Origin of the sequence: Paenibacillus sinopodophylli, assembly GCF_005930355.1 — a bacterium.
Classification (GTDB): domain Bacteria; phylum Bacillota; class Bacilli; order Paenibacillales; family Paenibacillaceae; genus Pristimantibacillus; species Pristimantibacillus sinopodophylli.
The window spans coordinates 1-17,155 of the sequence record NZ_VDBO01000022.1 but is presented as its reverse complement, the minus strand read 5'-3'; the positions used below and the strand labels follow the sequence as shown (position 1 = coordinate 17,155).

General features: G+C 39.6%; 14 protein-coding genes. 6 read left to right on the top strand and 8 right to left on the bottom strand.

Annotated features, from left to right (window positions below; genetic code table 11):
* Positions 1–4: 4 nt before the first annotated feature.
* The 3 genes from FGT79_RS29400 to FGT79_RS29390 all read left to right on the top strand — a co-directional run bounded on the left by FGT79_RS29400 (position 5) and on the right by FGT79_RS29390 (position 4,283).
* Positions 5–592, top strand: coding sequence for a cysteine dioxygenase family protein (locus FGT79_RS29400; protein WP_138756381.1), 588 nt, complete (start codon positions 5–7; stop codon positions 590–592).
* Between the two features lie 17 nt (positions 593–609).
* Complete coding sequence (locus tag FGT79_RS29395; protein ID WP_138756380.1) at positions 610–1,782, top strand: CaiB/BaiF CoA transferase family protein; 1,173 nt, start codon at positions 610–612, stop codon at positions 1,780–1,782.
* 368 nt (positions 1,783–2,150) lie between these two features.
* On the top strand, positions 2,151–4,283 hold the full coding sequence (locus FGT79_RS29390; protein WP_138756379.1) for an amidase: 2,133 nt from the start codon (positions 2,151–2,153) through the stop codon (positions 4,281–4,283).
* A gap of 78 nt (positions 4,284–4,361) precedes the next feature.
* Here the strand turns inward: FGT79_RS29390 and FGT79_RS29385 are convergent, their stop codons facing one another.
* The 4 genes from FGT79_RS29385 to FGT79_RS29370 form a co-directional block, all read right to left on the bottom strand.
* Positions 4,362–5,246: an SDR family oxidoreductase gene (locus FGT79_RS29385; protein ID WP_138756378.1), complete on the bottom strand. Its 885-nt coding sequence runs from the start codon at positions 5,244–5,246 to the stop codon at positions 4,362–4,364.
* A 125-nt stretch (positions 5,247–5,371) separates the two neighbouring features.
* Positions 5,372–6,319, bottom strand: coding sequence for a helix-turn-helix transcriptional regulator (locus FGT79_RS29380; protein ID WP_138756377.1), 948 nt, complete (start codon positions 6,317–6,319; stop codon positions 5,372–5,374).
* A gap of 50 nt (positions 6,320–6,369) precedes the next feature.
* Positions 6,370–7,152 carry a DNA/RNA nuclease SfsA gene (locus FGT79_RS29375; protein ID WP_138756376.1) on the bottom strand — a complete coding sequence of 261 codons (783 nt, stop codon included), beginning with the start codon at positions 7,150–7,152 and terminating at the stop codon, positions 6,370–6,372.
* A gap of 998 nt (positions 7,153–8,150) precedes the next feature.
* Positions 8,151–8,777: an FMN-dependent NADH-azoreductase gene (locus FGT79_RS29370; RefSeq protein WP_138756375.1), complete on the bottom strand. Its 627-nt coding sequence runs from the start codon at positions 8,775–8,777 to the stop codon at positions 8,151–8,153.
* A 942-nt stretch (positions 8,778–9,719) separates the two neighbouring features.
* Here FGT79_RS29370 and FGT79_RS29365 point away from each other — a divergent pair.
* Positions 9,720–10,124 carry a helix-turn-helix transcriptional regulator gene (locus FGT79_RS29365; RefSeq protein WP_138756374.1) on the top strand — a complete coding sequence of 135 codons (405 nt, stop codon included), beginning with the start codon at positions 9,720–9,722 and terminating at the stop codon, positions 10,122–10,124.
* Between the two features lie 638 nt (positions 10,125–10,762).
* The gene (locus tag FGT79_RS29360) at positions 10,763–11,653 is read left to right on the top strand and encodes an SDR family oxidoreductase (protein ID WP_138756373.1); all 891 of its coding nucleotides are present in this window, start codon (positions 10,763–10,765) and stop codon (positions 11,651–11,653) included.
* Positions 11,654–12,663: 1,010 nt separating this feature from the next.
* Here the strand turns inward: FGT79_RS29360 and FGT79_RS29355 are convergent.
* Positions 12,664–13,734: an ankyrin repeat domain-containing protein gene (locus FGT79_RS29355; protein WP_171056510.1), complete on the bottom strand. Its 1,071-nt coding sequence runs from the start codon at positions 13,732–13,734 to the stop codon at positions 12,664–12,666.
* Positions 13,735–14,806: 1,072 nt separating this feature from the next.
* Between FGT79_RS29355 and FGT79_RS29350 the strand changes: the two genes are divergently transcribed.
* On the top strand, positions 14,807–15,205 hold the full coding sequence (locus tag FGT79_RS29350) for a hypothetical protein (protein ID WP_138756371.1): 399 nt from the start codon (positions 14,807–14,809) through the stop codon (positions 15,203–15,205).
* Positions 15,206–15,360: 155 nt separating this feature from the next.
* Here FGT79_RS29350 and FGT79_RS32690 read toward each other — a convergent pair whose 3' ends face one another.
* The 3 genes from FGT79_RS32690 to FGT79_RS29335 form a co-directional block, all read right to left on the bottom strand.
* On the bottom strand, positions 15,361–15,570 hold the full coding sequence (locus tag FGT79_RS32690) for an IS3 family transposase (RefSeq protein ID WP_425465053.1): 210 nt from the start codon (positions 15,568–15,570) through the stop codon (positions 15,361–15,363).
* 342 nt (positions 15,571–15,912) lie between these two features.
* Positions 15,913–16,713, bottom strand: a complete 801-nt coding sequence (locus FGT79_RS29340) for an IS3 family transposase (RefSeq protein ID WP_246096685.1) — start codon at positions 16,711–16,713, stop codon at positions 15,913–15,915.
* Positions 16,714–16,727: 14 nt separating this feature from the next.
* Positions 16,728–17,018 carry a transposase gene (locus tag FGT79_RS29335; RefSeq protein WP_171056508.1) on the bottom strand — a complete coding sequence of 97 codons (291 nt, stop codon included), beginning with the start codon at positions 17,016–17,018 and terminating at the stop codon, positions 16,728–16,730.
* Positions 17,019–17,155: the final 137 nt, after the last annotated feature.

The following is a 17,155-nucleotide window of genomic DNA, read 5'->3' as shown; positions in this document are numbered from 1 at the left end:
GGGAATGAGTGACGGATATACGTTAAGACAATTGAATAGTGAGATTGATGATATTTTGGCAGTATCCAGCGACCATCGGACTATTATTGATGCAGCTAGGCCGCTACTTGAGAAATTGCTGAAGCAGCCTGACTTAATACCTGAGGCGTACAGGAAGCCACATCCACATAAATATGCGCAGTATCTCTTATACAAGCCGGATAATGAAGCATTCTCTGTTATCGCCTTTATATGGGGTCCAAAGCAAACCGCTCCAGTTCATGATCATTTAGTATGGGGCTTAGTAGGGCTATATGAAGGAGCGGTTCAAGAGAAGAGATACCGTCGGATCGATCATGGAAAAGGCGCGGAGCCTCGGTTTGAGGTTCGAGAGTTGTCGGAGGTAACAGCGCGTAAGGGAGATATCTCTTTTGTATATCCGCCTGACTACGATATTCACGGTGTATCCAATCCTTTTGATGAGGTTGCGATTACTGTACATATTTACGGAACGGATATCGGCAAGCAGGTAAGAAATATTCATGATCCAGAGACGGGACAAATGAGAGACGTTATAACGAGGCATGACAATGATATTCCGTTATACAGCTGAGAGGGGTTATAACTAGGATGGAACAAAAGGGAAAAGGCCCGCTGGCGGGCATCAAGGTACTGGAGTTCGGACAGATGGCAGCAGGACCGTTTGCGGGCATGTTGTTTGCTGATCTAGGTGCTGATGTGGTGAAGGTTGAACGGCCTGATGTCGGTGATGGGATGAGGAATTGGCCGCCTTTCCTCGATCATGAGGGGGAAGAGCCATTTAGCTCAAACTTTAGTTCACTCAATCGCAACAAACGAAGCATAGTTATCGACTTCAAAACACCTGATCAGTTGGAGAGTTTGAAGCGCTTATGTGCCAAAGCGGATGTGATTCTTGAAAATTTCCGTCCTGGTGTGCTTGGTAAATTCGGACTAGATTACGGCTCATTATCGGCACTAAACCCAAGGTTGGTATATTGCTCTATTTCGGGATATGGGCAGACAGGCCCATATTCGCAAAAGGGAGCCTTCGATGTCACCGTGCAGGCGATTAGCGGCATGATGAGTGTAACGGGAGAGGAGGATGGCGATCCGGTCAAATGCGGCGTACCTGTTGCAGATTTTACTGCGGGACTTTACGGGGCTTTCACAGTGTCAGCAGCTTTGCTCCAAGCAGCAGCAACTGGCCAGGGGAGCTATTTGGATTGCTCAATGCTGGGGGGAGTGCTCGGCATATCAGCTCTGCAAACGAGTGAATATTTTGGGAATAACGTTGCTCCGAAACGCCTAGGCAGCGCTCATCCACGCAATGCTCCTTACCAAAGCTTTCACGGAAGCGACAAGCCCTTCGTTATTGCAGCAGGCAATGACAAGCTGTGGCGTGAGGTATGTGAAGCAACATCGCTCACAGAGCTGGCCAGCGATGAACGCTTCGTAACCCAAACCGCTCGAGCGAGACATCAGAAGGAACTTGCAGCTTTGCTGCAGGAGAGGTTCAGCCGTCAGACCTTGGCGGAATGGATTGCTGAATTTGACCGAAGAGGTGTCCCATGTGCCCCAATTAATGATTATGCAGATATTTTAAAGGATGATATCGTAGGGCAATTAGGTCTGCTCCATCAGCTTGAGCTGCCAAATGGTGCTGAAACAACAGCAGTCGGTTATCCCGTTAAGCTATCAAATTATGAATTCGAGATTTATCTAAGGCCTCCGCTTAAAGGGGAGCATTCCTCGCAAATTCCAGAAGAATGGGGAATATCATAGTGAATTAACAAGTAATCCTAAAATGATACTGTACTGTTGATGAATAAATGACGAAGAATGCCTTGCTTATGAACATAAATAAGCAAGGCATTCTTCAAATAATCGAAGATATAACATAAAAAAACCTCGTTAGTACTGGCAAGTTACCACGATTCTATCGACTCAACAACATGTCATTTTATATAACATTAAATTCACGGAACAATGTAAAACTGCCACACAGTTGTCAGTATCTCTTTAGTATAATCATGTCGAGACATGTTAAAAAACTAGAATCATTAAAAGAGGTGAATTTAATGTGATAATACATGTCATAAGTTTGGTTTTTTAGTCTATATTGAAACATAATAAGGGGGAATTATAACAGTATGATGATAAAATCCTATTTCAGAAGGTCAATCCTGACAGCACTGGTTGCTGTTACTGTAAGTACAGTTTCTGTTTCATCCCATCCAGTAGTTGCACAAGAAAAATTTCGTTTTGAAGAAGTTACGACAGATCAATTACTAGAAGGATACGTCCAAGGAAGCTTTACAACTGAGGAAGTCGTACAAGCTTATCTGGATCGCATTAACACCTACGAGGCATCATATAATGCTTTTACTTTTATTAATAGTGATGCGTTGAAAGAAGCCAAGGAAGTCGATCGTCTTCGCAAATCAGGTGTAAAATTGGGACCTCTCGCAGGTATTCCGGTTGTTATCAAAGAGAGTGTGGATGTCGCGGGCTATCCTTCCACGTTTGGATGGGCTAAGTTTAGCAAGGAAGTTGGCGGACTTGAACTCATGCCAAGAGAAGATGCTCTCTTAGTCAAAAGGCTTAAAGAATCAGGTGCTATAATTATAGGTAAGACAAACATTCCCGCCTTCAGTGGCTCAGGAACGAATGCCAATACAAGTTGGGCAGGACCTACCTATAATGCGATAGATCGAAGCATAGCCCCGGGTGGGAGTAGCAGTGGCACTGCTACAGCTGTTTCAGCGAATTTCGCGGTTCTTGGCATCGCTGAAGAAACGTCAGGATCACTTCAAAATCCTTCAGCTGCGCAAAACATTGTGGGTATCAAGCCAACCTATGGACTGATTCCGTCTAAAGGTATTGAACCAGTTGCAAGCAGTACGTTGGATACAGCTGGACCGCATGCGAGGACCGTAAAAGATGTAGCTCTCCTTCTGGATGTCATTGCAGGATATTCGAAAGATGATCCTACAACTAAGCTGGACCAGGTGAAAGTTACTACAAGCTATGCGAGCAATCTTAATCAATCGACACTAATAGGAAAGCGTTTTGGTCTTTTAGGGCCTAGCTGGCGAACTAATCTTTCTATGAGTGAGGAAACTCAATCGCTCTACAACCGCGCTATTGAAGAATTAAAAAAAGAAGGAGCGGAAGTGGTAGAAGATCCATTTCAGGGAACGGGCTTTTCTCAGATGATAGCCAATGTACCAAGTTCAGGAATTGAACCGTTTTTCTATGACCAGCAAAAATATGTACAGGCTTTACATGTTGAGGGGGAAAACGAGTTAACATCCAAAAGATTGTTTGAAAAAGTAGGAGCTTTTCCCTGGGCAACTGGTGGACCACTTAGCATGTGGATTCCACGTAGCTTCCCTGATGTAAATCAGGCATTAGCTACTGCGGGAGTTAAGCCGAACTTAACTGTATTTAATAACCAGCGGAATCAATTTCGCGATCTGATTATCCAAGTTATGGATAAATATCAGCTGGATGGTTTTGTCTATCCACAAGCTCTGACGGAAACGCCTAAACTCAATAGTAATGAGCAGATAAAAGCTACGACAGTTCCAGAAATTAATATTAGTGGTTTACCGATTATTACAGTACCAGCAGGTTACTATGAAAAAGGCGCTTCGTTTGGATTGGCCTTTTTCGGGAAAGCGTGGAGCGAAAAAACATTGATTGAAATCGCCTATGCCTATGAACAAGCCACTCACTATCGAAAAGCACCCGCATTAGTAGTGGATACTGATCCGATAATTACGATAGATGAGAACATTACATTTCAGGGAACAGGCAGAAATTATCCCGTGAAAAAAGTAGTTCTTCATAATGGGAAAAAAGAAAGTAAAGAGTTCGAAGAAACCACTTTAAGAGTAAAGGTCGATGGTCAAGAAGTAGAGTTGGAAGGCTATAATATGGATAATCAACATGTTTTTAAGCTCCGTGACCTGGCAACCGTACTAGATGGCACAGATAAACAATTTGAAATTAATTGGAACCCTGTAGAAAGGATAATTGTCTTGAATAGAGGGATTAGTTACACCCCGCTTTATGAAGATGAAAGTAGTAATACAAAATCATTTTTCCAGAAAGCGTTGAAGGTTCAGACGACATTTGAAGTAGAAGGGAGAGGAGTGGGGATCACTGGATATCGTATTGGAGATTATACGTATCTTAAGCTGGAGGATCTAGCACCTTTATTGAAATTTGATCTAAGCGGGAATGAGATTAAAAGTGAACTGCTTATTACGACAAAGTAGTGCTTAATCCATAAAATAATTTAAAAAGACGAAGGTGGTTTTTCCACACCTTCGTCCTTTTTTTTCAAATAGGACAACTTACGAGCTAGTCATAAACGAATATAAAAATTGTTTCATACTCGTTGGAGCTTTGCCAGTAAGCATATGAAAGTCTTCGGATATCTCTTCATACTCACCTTTGGCAGATGCTGCATCAAAGGAAGCGAGAGCTTCCGCAATAGGCTTAGGCATGTTGAAAGATTCGTACATCCCCACTAATTGAGCATTGTTTAGGGGAACGTACACAACCGGTTTTCCTGCTACCTCGCTTAACAATTTAGCTATATCTTGTCCAGAAAGGGACTCTGGACCAGTTATTTTCAAAAGTCGATTTTCAGTGTTCGATGAAGCCAAAGCGGAGGCTGCGGCTAGGGCGCAATCTTGGCGAGTGACGTATGAAATTTTACCTTCGCCAATAGCGGACGCATATTGGCCTCTTTCGGCAGCTGGCACTACCGCTTGTGCAAGATTTTCGCCATAAAGATTATTGCGAAGGATAGTGTATGTTAGTCCGCTATCCTTGATAGCTTGCTCTGTAGCGAGGTGATCGGCAGCCGTAATGTTGGCAGTTCCAGGTTCTGGATTGAAGAAGGAAGTGTAGACAATATGCTTAACTCCAGCTTTAGCGGCGGCTTGTACTGCATGGGTCTGTTGCGCCAGTCTGATATCGGGAACGTCAATGGTATCTGTACTGATGAGAAGCATGCGACTAGCTCCCGTGAAAGCCTTCTCCAGGGACTCCGGTTGATTAAAATCGGCTTTACGAACAATAACTCCACGATCCGCTAAATCAGACAGCTTCTCTGGATGGCGTGTAGTCGCAATGACGCTGCCCTCATAGTTTTGCAACAGCCACTCTAGAACTAAGCCCCCTAGATTTCCACTTGCTCCTGTTACTAACAATGTTTCTTTTTTTGTACTCATTTTGTATGCCTCCTATGAATTGAAATATCTAGATCTCAGTTGCGATCCACCTTAGTACTGAAACAGAATTTATTATGTTTCTTTCAGTAGTTTTACTATACTCCAGACTAACTGACAACAGCGTGTCAGTATCGTTTTAACATGTTTTCAATTTCTTTTTTTACACGTTCTCTGAATGATCCCGGCTCCATAATAACAACTTCAGATCCCCAGCTGAGGATCCATTGAAGCAATTCTTCAGCTTCATGTACGCGAAATGTCACATAATATCCTTCATCTTGTAGAAATGCGGATTCCATATAATACAATTCGGACTCCTTCACTTTTACCATGACATCTTTGTTGAAACGGGCTTGTATGACGATGTGCCGGTCATCTTTTGGCTGATAATCACGAAGATTGAAATCCGTAGGTACTTCATATTGTTTATCCAATAAGGTGATCTCACTCATTCTAGAAATTTTAAAATGACGAATGTTGTTTCTCAAGTCACAATGGGCGATTAAAATCCAAGCACCCTCTACATGTACTAAACCTAAGGGTGCGGCAGTTCTAGCCGTTTCACGAGTTTCGGATTCATTTTTGTAACGTTTATGGTGCTTAAATTGGATTTTTTTACTATTTAAAATTGCGCTGCGTAGCTGCTCCAGGTTTGATTTTTCTACAGTATCGGTTTCTGACGTTTTTTTTTGTAAGAGATGCATGCTTTCGCGGGTTTTGTCAGCTTCCTTTCGGATGGCCAACGGTAAGACAGCCTCGATTTTGGTTCGCAGTGAACGGGCCCCGCGGCTGAAATGATTGTCAAATCGCTGCTCAATAAATTCGGACCCAAACAGCAGAGCTAAAGCTTCCTCCGTTGTGAAACTTATCGGAGGAAGAAAATAGCCTTCCATCAACGAATAACCGGTTCCGGGTAAACCTACAATAGGTACACCGGCTTCACATAGCATATCGATATCCCGGTAAATGGTCCTTACACTAGTCTCAAATAGGACGCTAAGTTCTTGGGCTGTAAGTTGTTTTTTACTTTGCAGTTCCAGTACAATTGCCAGTTGTCGCCCATTTTTTTTCAATGTCAGGACCTCCCTATTTAGCCTGTGGGCATATGCATGAATTTAAACGATCAAGTTGATTTTGCAATAATTTCACCGGTTGTAAATTGAGTGGTAATATTAGTGTACTCAGACAAGCTGACTTCGGTAGGCGTAATCTTAAAGTTTACTTGCCAGATCTCAAATCCGTTTTTGATGGAATCCTGTATGAGATGCATAATCTGATTGCTTTGTTTATTAGCCATACCGACCTTGAAACCGGGATTTTCATAGATAAGACAGACAATCATTATAGCTCGATCATTGTCTGACAAGCTGCTCCCAAGTTCTCCAATGTGTTTGATAAAACGTTCAAAGGAATTGAATTCACTGTTCTTTTTTACTTCAATATGATCCTTGATTTCAACCTGTAATTGTGTGAGGGGAGTTTTGACCTCGATATAGGTATTATCGACACGGAAATCCAGCTTTGAATTTCCAATCGTGGTTTCTCTAACCAATGATTGGAAATTGCCAACCATCCTTTGAAGCTGTCCATTGGTTAAGAAATGTTCCACATACCTGTTGGCTGCATTTTGATTGATTCCAATCCATGCTTTAGATGTTTCACGTGGCAAATCGACAGATATTGCTTCAATGGTGAACTTGGTTTTTCGTTTCGGATCATTGCTTGTGGAAACCAAGCAGGGAATATTCCGAAATACAATATTTCCGATGTTACCTGTAGTTGGACAATGGCAATCATGCAAAATCCCGTCGATTTCGACAATCATAATAAATCGGTTTTTCTTTTTTTGAATGACTCCCTCGATAAGCGGGGTCGTAAATATAAAGTTTTTGCTTGAATTTTTCATTGCTAGTTGCTCCTCACTAAGCTTTTCAATACATACAGGCAGATGATTTTCCTGTTTTATCGGTTTGAAACAGAACACACTGTCCATTTATTGTTTCCAATGTATCCCCACCGTATCATGGGTTAGTGCTATCCATTTGACTATACTACAGCAATGCTGACAACATGGTGTCAGTAACTCTTTAGTGAAAAACGTGAAATTTAGAAATACCGGGAAACTTCAGTTCATTCATAAAAAAGAGGAAGAAGAAAAATAGAATTAGACTGCTGAATCAGTAAATTTGTTTTTTCAATGAACATCTAATTTATTTTAACTTGGTATTGATATCTCGTTTGTGGTTTACCTGTATTATATTTTTTAAACGAGTGTGACATAAGTAGGGCTGAAAAGGATTAAATGGATCGGTGCTATGCTAGATGCATTCCCGGCAACGAGTAAGGGAAAGGATCCTTGAGTTGTCTTTTTCGATAAGATGAGTAGATTTTGAGAATGTCTATTTCCTTACTTGGTTAATCATCGAAAATCTAATCATAATGGTCGTGACCACCGTTCATTTTATCGTGTTTGTTATAAAGGGTTAGGGGCTTTTTAGATAAGTCATTTTTTAGAGAAGTGTGAGGGAATAGAAGTAAATCTTACTGAGTCGTATGATTGTTTATCGAACGTTAACATTGCACATTTAGGTTTTACCCGTTGGTTGGAGCAAGGCGATTAATCCGACCGTGGTTAATCGAAAAACATTGCTGAGCGGGCGTAGATGAGTTCATGAGCTATCGTTCATGTCACTGTACTGTAGCCGTAGAAGATTGAAATAATCGTATAATGGCTTACTTGCATCGGTATTACTTGGTATTAAGAAAGTTGTTATTGCTTAGGCGTAAAACCAGTAAAAAGCGAAGAACCTAGACTAAATGAACAAGCGGTTTGCATTGAATCATGAAAAAAATCAGCCGCGGAATTCGCGACTGATTTTGACCTTTGCAATTTTAGCTATAAAGTTAGAATTTTAGAGCTACTTGTTTAGCATGCTCAATACCATTGATTATTAATTTTTCTGATTGATCTCGCAATTGATGATGACCATCAACAATCGCATACTCGATATTTGTTATTCCGAAAATACCCATAACAGTACGAACCAAGTTTACTGACATCTCATGTGCTGCTTTTGGTCCTTCGGAATATACGCCGCCTCGTGCATTAACGATAGCCACCTTCTTGTCGGGTGTTAGGCCAATTGTCCCCGTATTTGTATATCTGAAGGTTTTGCCTACCTGATAAATATAGTCGATATAGGTGTGTAACACAGCTGGAATGGTTTGATTCCACAATGGAAACCCAAATACTACTTTATCTGCTGAAACGAATTGGTCGGCATATTTTGCAGCCCGATCTACCATAGCTTGTTCGCTAGGTGAGACTTCTATACCGTGCAAAACTTTGAAATTTCCTTCAATTAAATCAGCGTTCATATAAGGGAGTTCTTCTTTGTAGAGATCGAGTTCAATAATGTTGTCTTCCGGATGACTTTCCTTGTAGCTGTCCAAAAATGCATGATATAGTTTTACGCTAACCGAGTTTTCAATTTTACGGTCGTTAGCTTTTACAAAAAGTACATTGCTCATGTTGTTTCCTCCACTGATTTTTTATTATGAAGCAACTTCTATAAGATGAATGACAATAGTTATCTTGATAAATAATAATACCTAATGTTATTAATTTTCTTGTTGTTATCCGATCATGTAACTGGAATTTTCCGCCGACGTTTTTGTTTCATGGATGTTCTTTAGTTAAGATGAAAAACAACAGGCTACCTCTACGCCATTGATGAAATAACATCTATTAGAAATCTATTAACCAAAGAAGCTCTTTTTATGATGTGTGTCCTCCCCTTTTTTGAAAAATCAAATGACTCAAAACTAAAATTTTAACTTTTTCAATATAACATATGACTGTCAAGTGCCTGCATAAAAGTATTGAATTGTCAATTTAAATATTTTTAGTATTACTTCGTTCAATATCTAAAGTTAGTTTCTTTAATTGAAACAACAAACAAAGATTCCATTCTAGAGCTATGAATAAAGAGAAATTTTTTAAAATTAGAACCAAACCAATCCTGACACGCAGTTGTCAGGATTGGTTTGGTATAGTTGAATAACTGTAGTTGATCTAATATAAATAAACTGCCATTCAACTAGAAGTCCATTTCCATTGATTGACTTACTGGAGAACACAAATCTTGAATTTGGTTCAATCAAAATGTTGCGAACTAATGTATAGAGCATCTTTGGCACTCGACCGATTTCGTTAAATGGTTTGTGATTGTCAAAGCATCGTAAGATAGATGATCATGACACGTGTACCCTTTTTATTAATAGATCTTACAAGCATAGTGATAGAAAAATGTGAAGTTTAATCAGACTTCTATCCAAATAAAAATTGAGATTTAGGAGATTAATTTTTAAATTATACCAACCGAAGTAAACTTGTTCGGGTATTTTAAAGGTACGATCAAATTTAAACTGTAGACGTTATTTCCTAGTAGAAAATATTGGAGGCTTGAACTTATGAGAAAACATGGGCGACAGTCTGCTATCGTATTGGAGTTGCAGCAAAATAAACTAATTAAAGCAGAGGAACTAGCGGCATTATTTGATACTAGTGTAAGAACTATTTATCGGGATATTCAAATGCTCAGTGAATCTGGAGTACCTATTATAGGGGTTCCCGGAACGGGTTATTCCATAATGGAAGACTATTTTCTTCCACCTATCAGCTTTAGTGTGGAGGAAACTTTAACGATTCTAATGGGAACAGAATTCATAGAGCAACGTTTCAATGATAAATTCGGTCAAAGTGCTAGGTCTGCACGTGCAAAAATTGAATCCATTTTAACTCCAATCGTCCAGTATGAAGCGGATCGGATAAGGGAGAGCGTTCGGGTGCTTTATCATGAAAAGCCTAAGCGATAGTAGGCATACTTGGAAATCCTTCATAACGCTATACTTGAGAAATGGTAGTTAATTTATTACACCATCACACATAAAGATTCCGAGCGAAATTGTGATACTGTTTGAATTTCAGAAATACGAGGTCAAGTTTTTGTAGAAGGCATTTAGAAATTAATCACGTATCGTGACCTGAGGATAAATATGCATCATTTTGTTAATTCTAAAATGAGCGAGCTTTCATTTTGATTGAATTGTTGCAGCTTTCTAAAGAATTTAGGTAACATGAATATTAATCTAAAGATAATTACCGGCAGCTCTTCAAATTAAATTTTGAATGTTGTCTCTTCAAAATTATGAAGAGAAATTATGAAGAGATTCATTTTGAGAGATTTTATTACATGAAGATGTGTTCTTTTATGGGCAAGGCTACTAAAGAATATTTCGTGTTCATCAATCGAATAATTACTTCAAAGGATACTAAGTTTGGGGTCGGAAATGGAGGGAATTGAGCAATTATTATTAAAGAGACTATTGGGGAGGGAATTAAAAAAATGATAAATGACAACCAACAAGTTGTCGTTAGTTGTCATTCAGAATATTAAAAAGCAATTTAACATTAATAATTTCAAAATTATTTATATTACCGGGAGGATTGAAACATGAGTACAAAAAAAGAAACGTTATTGGTTACAAGTGCAAGTGGTCAATTAGGTCAACTGGCGCTTCAGTGCCTGCTTGATCATTATGATGGTCCTATCATTGCAACAACACGTAATACAGAAAAGCTTGCTAAATTTGCTGAACGTGGTGTTATTGTACGCCAAGCGGACTTTAATCAACCCGAATCACTCCTGAGTGCTTTTGTTGGAGCGAACCGTCTTCTTTTAATAAGTACTGATGCACTAGAAACACGAATAAACCAGCAAAGGAATGCGATTCAGGCTGCTGTCCAAGCGGGTATAAAACATATTGTGTATACTTCAAGTATGAATCCTATGCCAGGCATGGCTAACTGGACAGCTACGGATCACTACGCTACAGAGGAAGCTATCAGAGAGAGCGGCGTATCCTACACTATTCTACGAAATAGTATGTACACGGAAAATTTGATTCAAACACTAGCACATACCCTTGCAACTGATAAGTATGTAGCAGCGACTGGAGAAGGAACAATCGCATATGTGACTCGTAAGGATTGTGCAATTGCTGCAGCGGCAGCCTTGGTTTCCTCAAACACGGACAACCGTATATTTAATATCACTGGCCCAGAAGCAATATCCGGTCATAATATCGCTCAGGTTTTAAGTGAAATTGCTAAAAAGAGGATTTCTTATGTTCCGGTAGATGCTACACAATTAGTTGGAATGTATGAATACTTAGATAAGGCCGAAGCTGTACCTCAAGAGATAGTTTCTTTCGATCCCACATCAGCAAAGATGGAGAGTACTCAAACATCCTCGGCATTTCAGGACTTGACAGGTCAAGCCCCGACAAGTTTGAAGCTGTTTTTGGAAGAGAATTTTTGGAAGAATGTAACCCTATCCTGGTAATATCGAAAGTTGAAAGAATCCTTATGATTATCTCTTGATTTTTGACGATTATCAAGATCATATCTTTCTAAAGTTAATATCACTCACTTAACTTCTATTAAAAAATTGGACAACCTTGAATTGCTAAGCCGTTTGATAAAAAATAAAGAAACTGGGGAACATACAAATAAAAGCACTCCTATTATGAAGCAATAGTAGTTTAGAAAGCTGAAAAGGGGACATGTTTGGCATTAGGTACGGTATGAAAGTACATCACTCTAAAACCTACAGGTTCAGGACAAGACTCTCCACTCCTATCTATACTTTTGCACTCTTCTTGAGCGCGAGCCACCTTTCCAGGTGGCTTTTTTTATTTCTTTTGAATTGTCCCTTCTGCTAAAAAGATACGGTATATGGATCCATTTAGTGAAAAGTATATATGAACGGTAAGGATTGCGTTTATCAGATCTCCCACGTTGTGAAGAGAAAGAGTCTTGATTGAATTTTTTAATGTCTTTTCACTGACTGTTCGTAATAGGATATCCCGCGATATGGTTTTCCTCGATTTAAGAAAAATTGTCAGTGGTTTTCTTCTTAGATATGTCTAGTCCTATAACAGGGTTTATTTTCTCCCTTCCTTGAATTGGATTTGCCAGCAGCCTCTATGAACTCTTCATCGCACTACAGCATCATAAGGGATCTACATGCCAATCAGACTCAGCTATGGTCACGACAAGTATGGAGGAACATTATAGCACTTGGGATCAAGTTCCATCGGTAGGTACGTATGACCCCGCCACTCTAATCCTCGAAACTGATGCAAAAAGATCAACTAGAAAGAAATGGTTGATATCATAAAACGAAAGGGCAGCATTCCTATTATGAAGAAAAACGAGGTTTGAGAAACAAAAAGACTCAATAGTGTCCCGATAGCTTAACGCCTAGACTTACCGTGTTTCACCATTACGAGGCATCGCCTTCAGGATTCAGTCTGCCAACGAAAGGACTAGGTATATCTGCTGACAAACCTTTTAACTAAGATCTTCGACAGGTTCGTAATCTCCGTCTAAAATCAAATCTATGTACTTCCCTGGAGCCTTTCTAAACGCTTTCCAAGTTACTTTATTCAAAATTGCAAGTGTCCCATGCTCAACATCATATGTGCCAAGCGCCTTCTTTGATGGAACCCACACCAGTATTCCATAAGAATCATATCCATCCGTCTCCGCCAGCAGATTTATAAGACGAATTCCATTAATGTTTACCTCCGTCACATCATAAACTGAACAGTAGGTAAGATATTCAATGTTTGAAGAGTCGGGTAGTTCTACTCTCTGTCTTTCATCTCCAAGATCTTGAATGATACCTTTCGGAAGTTTCATACCCCTAAGCTCTTCAATTTTTAAATCATAATCATGTAAATCTGCCGGTTCATATTTTGAAATGAGTTCCGCAATCTTTTTATTGTTTCCCCTCGCAATATGAACGGCTCTTTCTCCGTAGTGATTCTTAAGACGTGTGTCGGCACCTATCTCCAGTAAATAATGCACTACTGAGTATTGGTTATAGGCTGCTTGGTGAAGAGGACTATTTGAAATATCTGCGTGACCATCGAAATTTTGATAGTTAATATCCGCACCAGCATCGATTAATATTTTTACTATATCTAAATGGCCATTAAACGCAGCTATTTGTAGTGCAGTTCCTCCATGTGTTTTCAAATCAATCCCTGCACCTATCAAGAACTGAACTACTTCCTTATGATTGTTGTATGACGGGGTCCACAGAGCCGACACCCCCGTATGAGTCACAGCGTTTATATCTGCTCCTCGATCAAGAACATATTGCATTTCCTCGATCTTTCCACGATGGGCCGCCATTGAGATGGATGGATGGCCAGGATAATTAAGGCTCTCTCCGTAGCTAATCAAAAGTTTCACTATTTCAAAGTCATACTCGCTTCGATAACACCATGCATGATCAAGATATGTCCCATGACCCGGTATAGGTGTAAGATCAAAATTATTTTCAAGAAGTGATTTTACGGATTCTAAATCATTTCGTTTTAATGCATCGTCCATCATAGGATCAAAATACTCCATTACATCCACCTCGTACATAGAATTGGTAGTGGTAGTGCTCCACTGTCTTTTATTCAAATAAATCTCTGATGAAAAAAAGCTTTGCTAGTTGGTATTCTTTTACTGTAAACGACATTTTAGATTCTATCAAGAGAGGGTGTCTCTTGACACAATTTTTGGGGGACTAATATTTAGAAGAGAATAATAACAAAAAGAACAGCTTATATTCAGCTGTTCTTTTTGCTATTATTTCGTTTCCTTAGTGGTATGTGAATCGTCGTTAAATGGGAAACTTTTGTTTAGCACATTATAGAGCAGATTGAGATCCGTAGTTGCTCGATGTTTGTTAAGCCAACAGGTAGCATTCCTATCATGAAGAAACATTGGGTTTGATAGCAACTTAGCGGATCGGCTGGCAGTAGACATGATATGAAAGTACATCACTCTAAAAGCTACAGGTTCAGGACGGGACTCTTCACTCCTATCTATACTTTTACACTCTTTTTGAGTGCAGCCACCCGTTGGGTGGTTTTTTTTATTGCTGATGAATTGTCTGATTTCCTAGAAGATATGGAATCTAAATAATCAATAATTCAAATGAGAAGGCAGGTTAAGGAGGATAATGCTTAATCTTGCCCCGAATTGATCGACATGAAGAAAACTCTTTAGTTACTCACGGAGGGGTTCATATGGACGACGAAAAAAATCTACAAAGGATTTAGGGATCAGGTAATTTTTCGTATATTGCTAAAGAACCAACAGCTCCTGAAACATTCTGAGAACTAGGTGTGTACTATTCGACGTTTAAGGTTTGCGTAAGTTGTATAACAATACGGCGGTTAATCAGTTCCCGGCAGTGAACCTTAGAGCGGAAGATGAAGAAATATGTAAGTATCTAATACTAGCTGATTAAAAGGGTGCAGCCAAATTTGAGAATAATCTGAAGTAAGTATGTGTGACAAGAGATAACTAGTTAGAATTCGATTCAATAATTAAACCTATCTTTTTAGTTTGTTTTTAGTTATTATTTTTCTTAATGCCAAGTAAAGGAGGTTTTTGTTGGGGTTTCTAAGATTTAATGGAGGTGAGTTCATTGAAGATTATTAAATTATTATGTATTCTTCTCATTCTTTCAGGTTGCACAAATCAAAAGGAGGCAGCAAACAAAATGACAATTGATGATATAAATAATCGGTTTGATAATTTTAAATTGCAATATAAAATAACAGGTCAAAGTGAGTTAATAAAAAGTAAATTGGCAATAGATCGAAGATTTTTTTTCTTGCCAATGTCGTGGGAAAGCCTATCCGTTTACGAGTTTGTGAATGAACAAGATTTGCAAAATGAAAGAAATGAAATATTGAAAAAAACGAAAAAAAAGTTTCCAGACACCAAAATGATTGAATATATACTAGGAAATATATATATTATTTATCCAATGGTCGAAGGGCGAGAAGAAACGCTTACGGTGCTTAATAAAATTTTTGAATAACTATTTTGTTCATTTACTCTGTGTATTTGAAATTTACAACTTAAAGCAATTTATCTCCATGGTGTAGAAAGAAACAGTGTTACCTCCTAGGGCTCCTAATTAAACGGGAGTTTTCCTATCCAAAACAATTAGAATATTGGATTGTCAACATTAAATCAGACTACTTTTTTAAGGGCTGTTTGGCGATACTGAACAGGCGTCATGTACCCTAGTGAGCCATGAATTCGATGCTTGTTAAACCAGTTGAGATAGTCGTATAGTTCCAAAAGCAGGTGTTTAAGGTTCTGGAACTCCATCTGATAGATGAACTCCGTTTTCATAACCTTGTAGGTAGCTTTGGATCGGCTACAGTAAGTTGGACAGATAAATTGAGGGCTAGTAGAATGAGCAAAACAGACGAGGAGCGAAACTACAATGCCGCAAGGAAGGCGCCGCCGTTAATCTGAGGAGAATAATGAAAACTGCAGAGTAAATATTGTGCTACAAACAAGACGAACCCATCATGAAAAGACGACGTTTTATTCATCGGATAAGTCGTCGTCTTTGGTGTTCAATCGCTTTTTTTTCACCAAAAAATGGTTAAGTCGATTTGATGGAAGGTATTAGGAGCTTGCCTGTTGAATTATGGAATAGGATTATTCGCATTGAAGGGAATCATGTGAACCGAGGTACGGCTCCCTTGTCATGGTTAAGATCTTGAAGTTCGCTCAACAGATGGAGCACAAGTTAATTACTGGTCGGATAATTAGGTGTAGATTGGGGTCATATTGATCGATTGGCATTCTTGTCTTAAAGCGATGTTCGTTGAGCCATTCCATCTTGAGTTTTCCCCAAAAGGATTCCATAGGTGCGTTGTCATAACAATTCCCCTTGCGACTCATGCTGCAAACGAACTCGTGCTTCTTTAAGAGGCGTTGGTACTTCTTGCTGGCATATTGAACGCCACGATCGGAGTGCACGATGAGACCTTTTGATGCACCTGTACGGCCCATAGCTTGTTTTAACGCAGAAGAGACTAGTTCGGTCTTCATACGACTGTCCATTGCCCATCCTACTAGAGTACGGCCATGCAGATCCAACACACCAGCGAGGTAGAGCCAGCCTTCATCGGTAGGGATATACGTAATATTGGAAAGCCATTTCTCGCACGGTTTACTTGTTTCAAAGTTTTGATTCAGAAGATTATCCGCTACAGGCAGATTATGATTAGAGTTCGTTGTTGCCTTGTATTTCTTGACCACTTTCGATCGGATACCGTTAGCCTGCATGAGGCGAGCCACCCTACCTCGACTAGCTTTTTGGTCGGGTGGTAGATTCTTGGTGATTTGCGGTGACCCGTAGATCCTATGGCTTTTTATGTGAATGTCTCGTATGGTATCGAGCAGCTTTCTGTTTTCAACTCTTCGATTGCTCTCTGGACGTTTGATGTATGCATAGTAGCCGCTTCTAGAGACGTTAAGGGCCTGGCACATCTTTGCAATCCGAAATTCGAAGCGGTGTTCATAAATAAATGTGAACGTGTTTATTTCAGATTTTTCGCAAAGTAGGCCGCCTTTTTTAGGATTTCATTCTCTTCCTTTAAATCAGCGAGTTGCTTGCGAAGCTTACGCATTTCCTCATCCTCAGCTTTCAGATTACCGCTGCCAGGAAAGGAATGCTCACCGTCTTGTTTATAGACCTTAACCCAGTCTCTAACCGTTGTATAATGTACACCCAAATCCTTCGCCGTTTCTGAAACCGTTGATTCTTCAGCCACAATACGCAGGACGACCTGCTCTTTAAATGCTTTGTCGTATTTCTTCCCTTGTCCCATTTGAACCCCTCCATGTTTTATTATAGAGGTTTTCTTCGTGTCCATCTATTCGGGGCAAGGTCAGTCATTAAGGCAATATCAAAAAGCCTTTTTACTGGGACGTGTTAATCGCAAGCCAACCGCTAACGATAAACGTG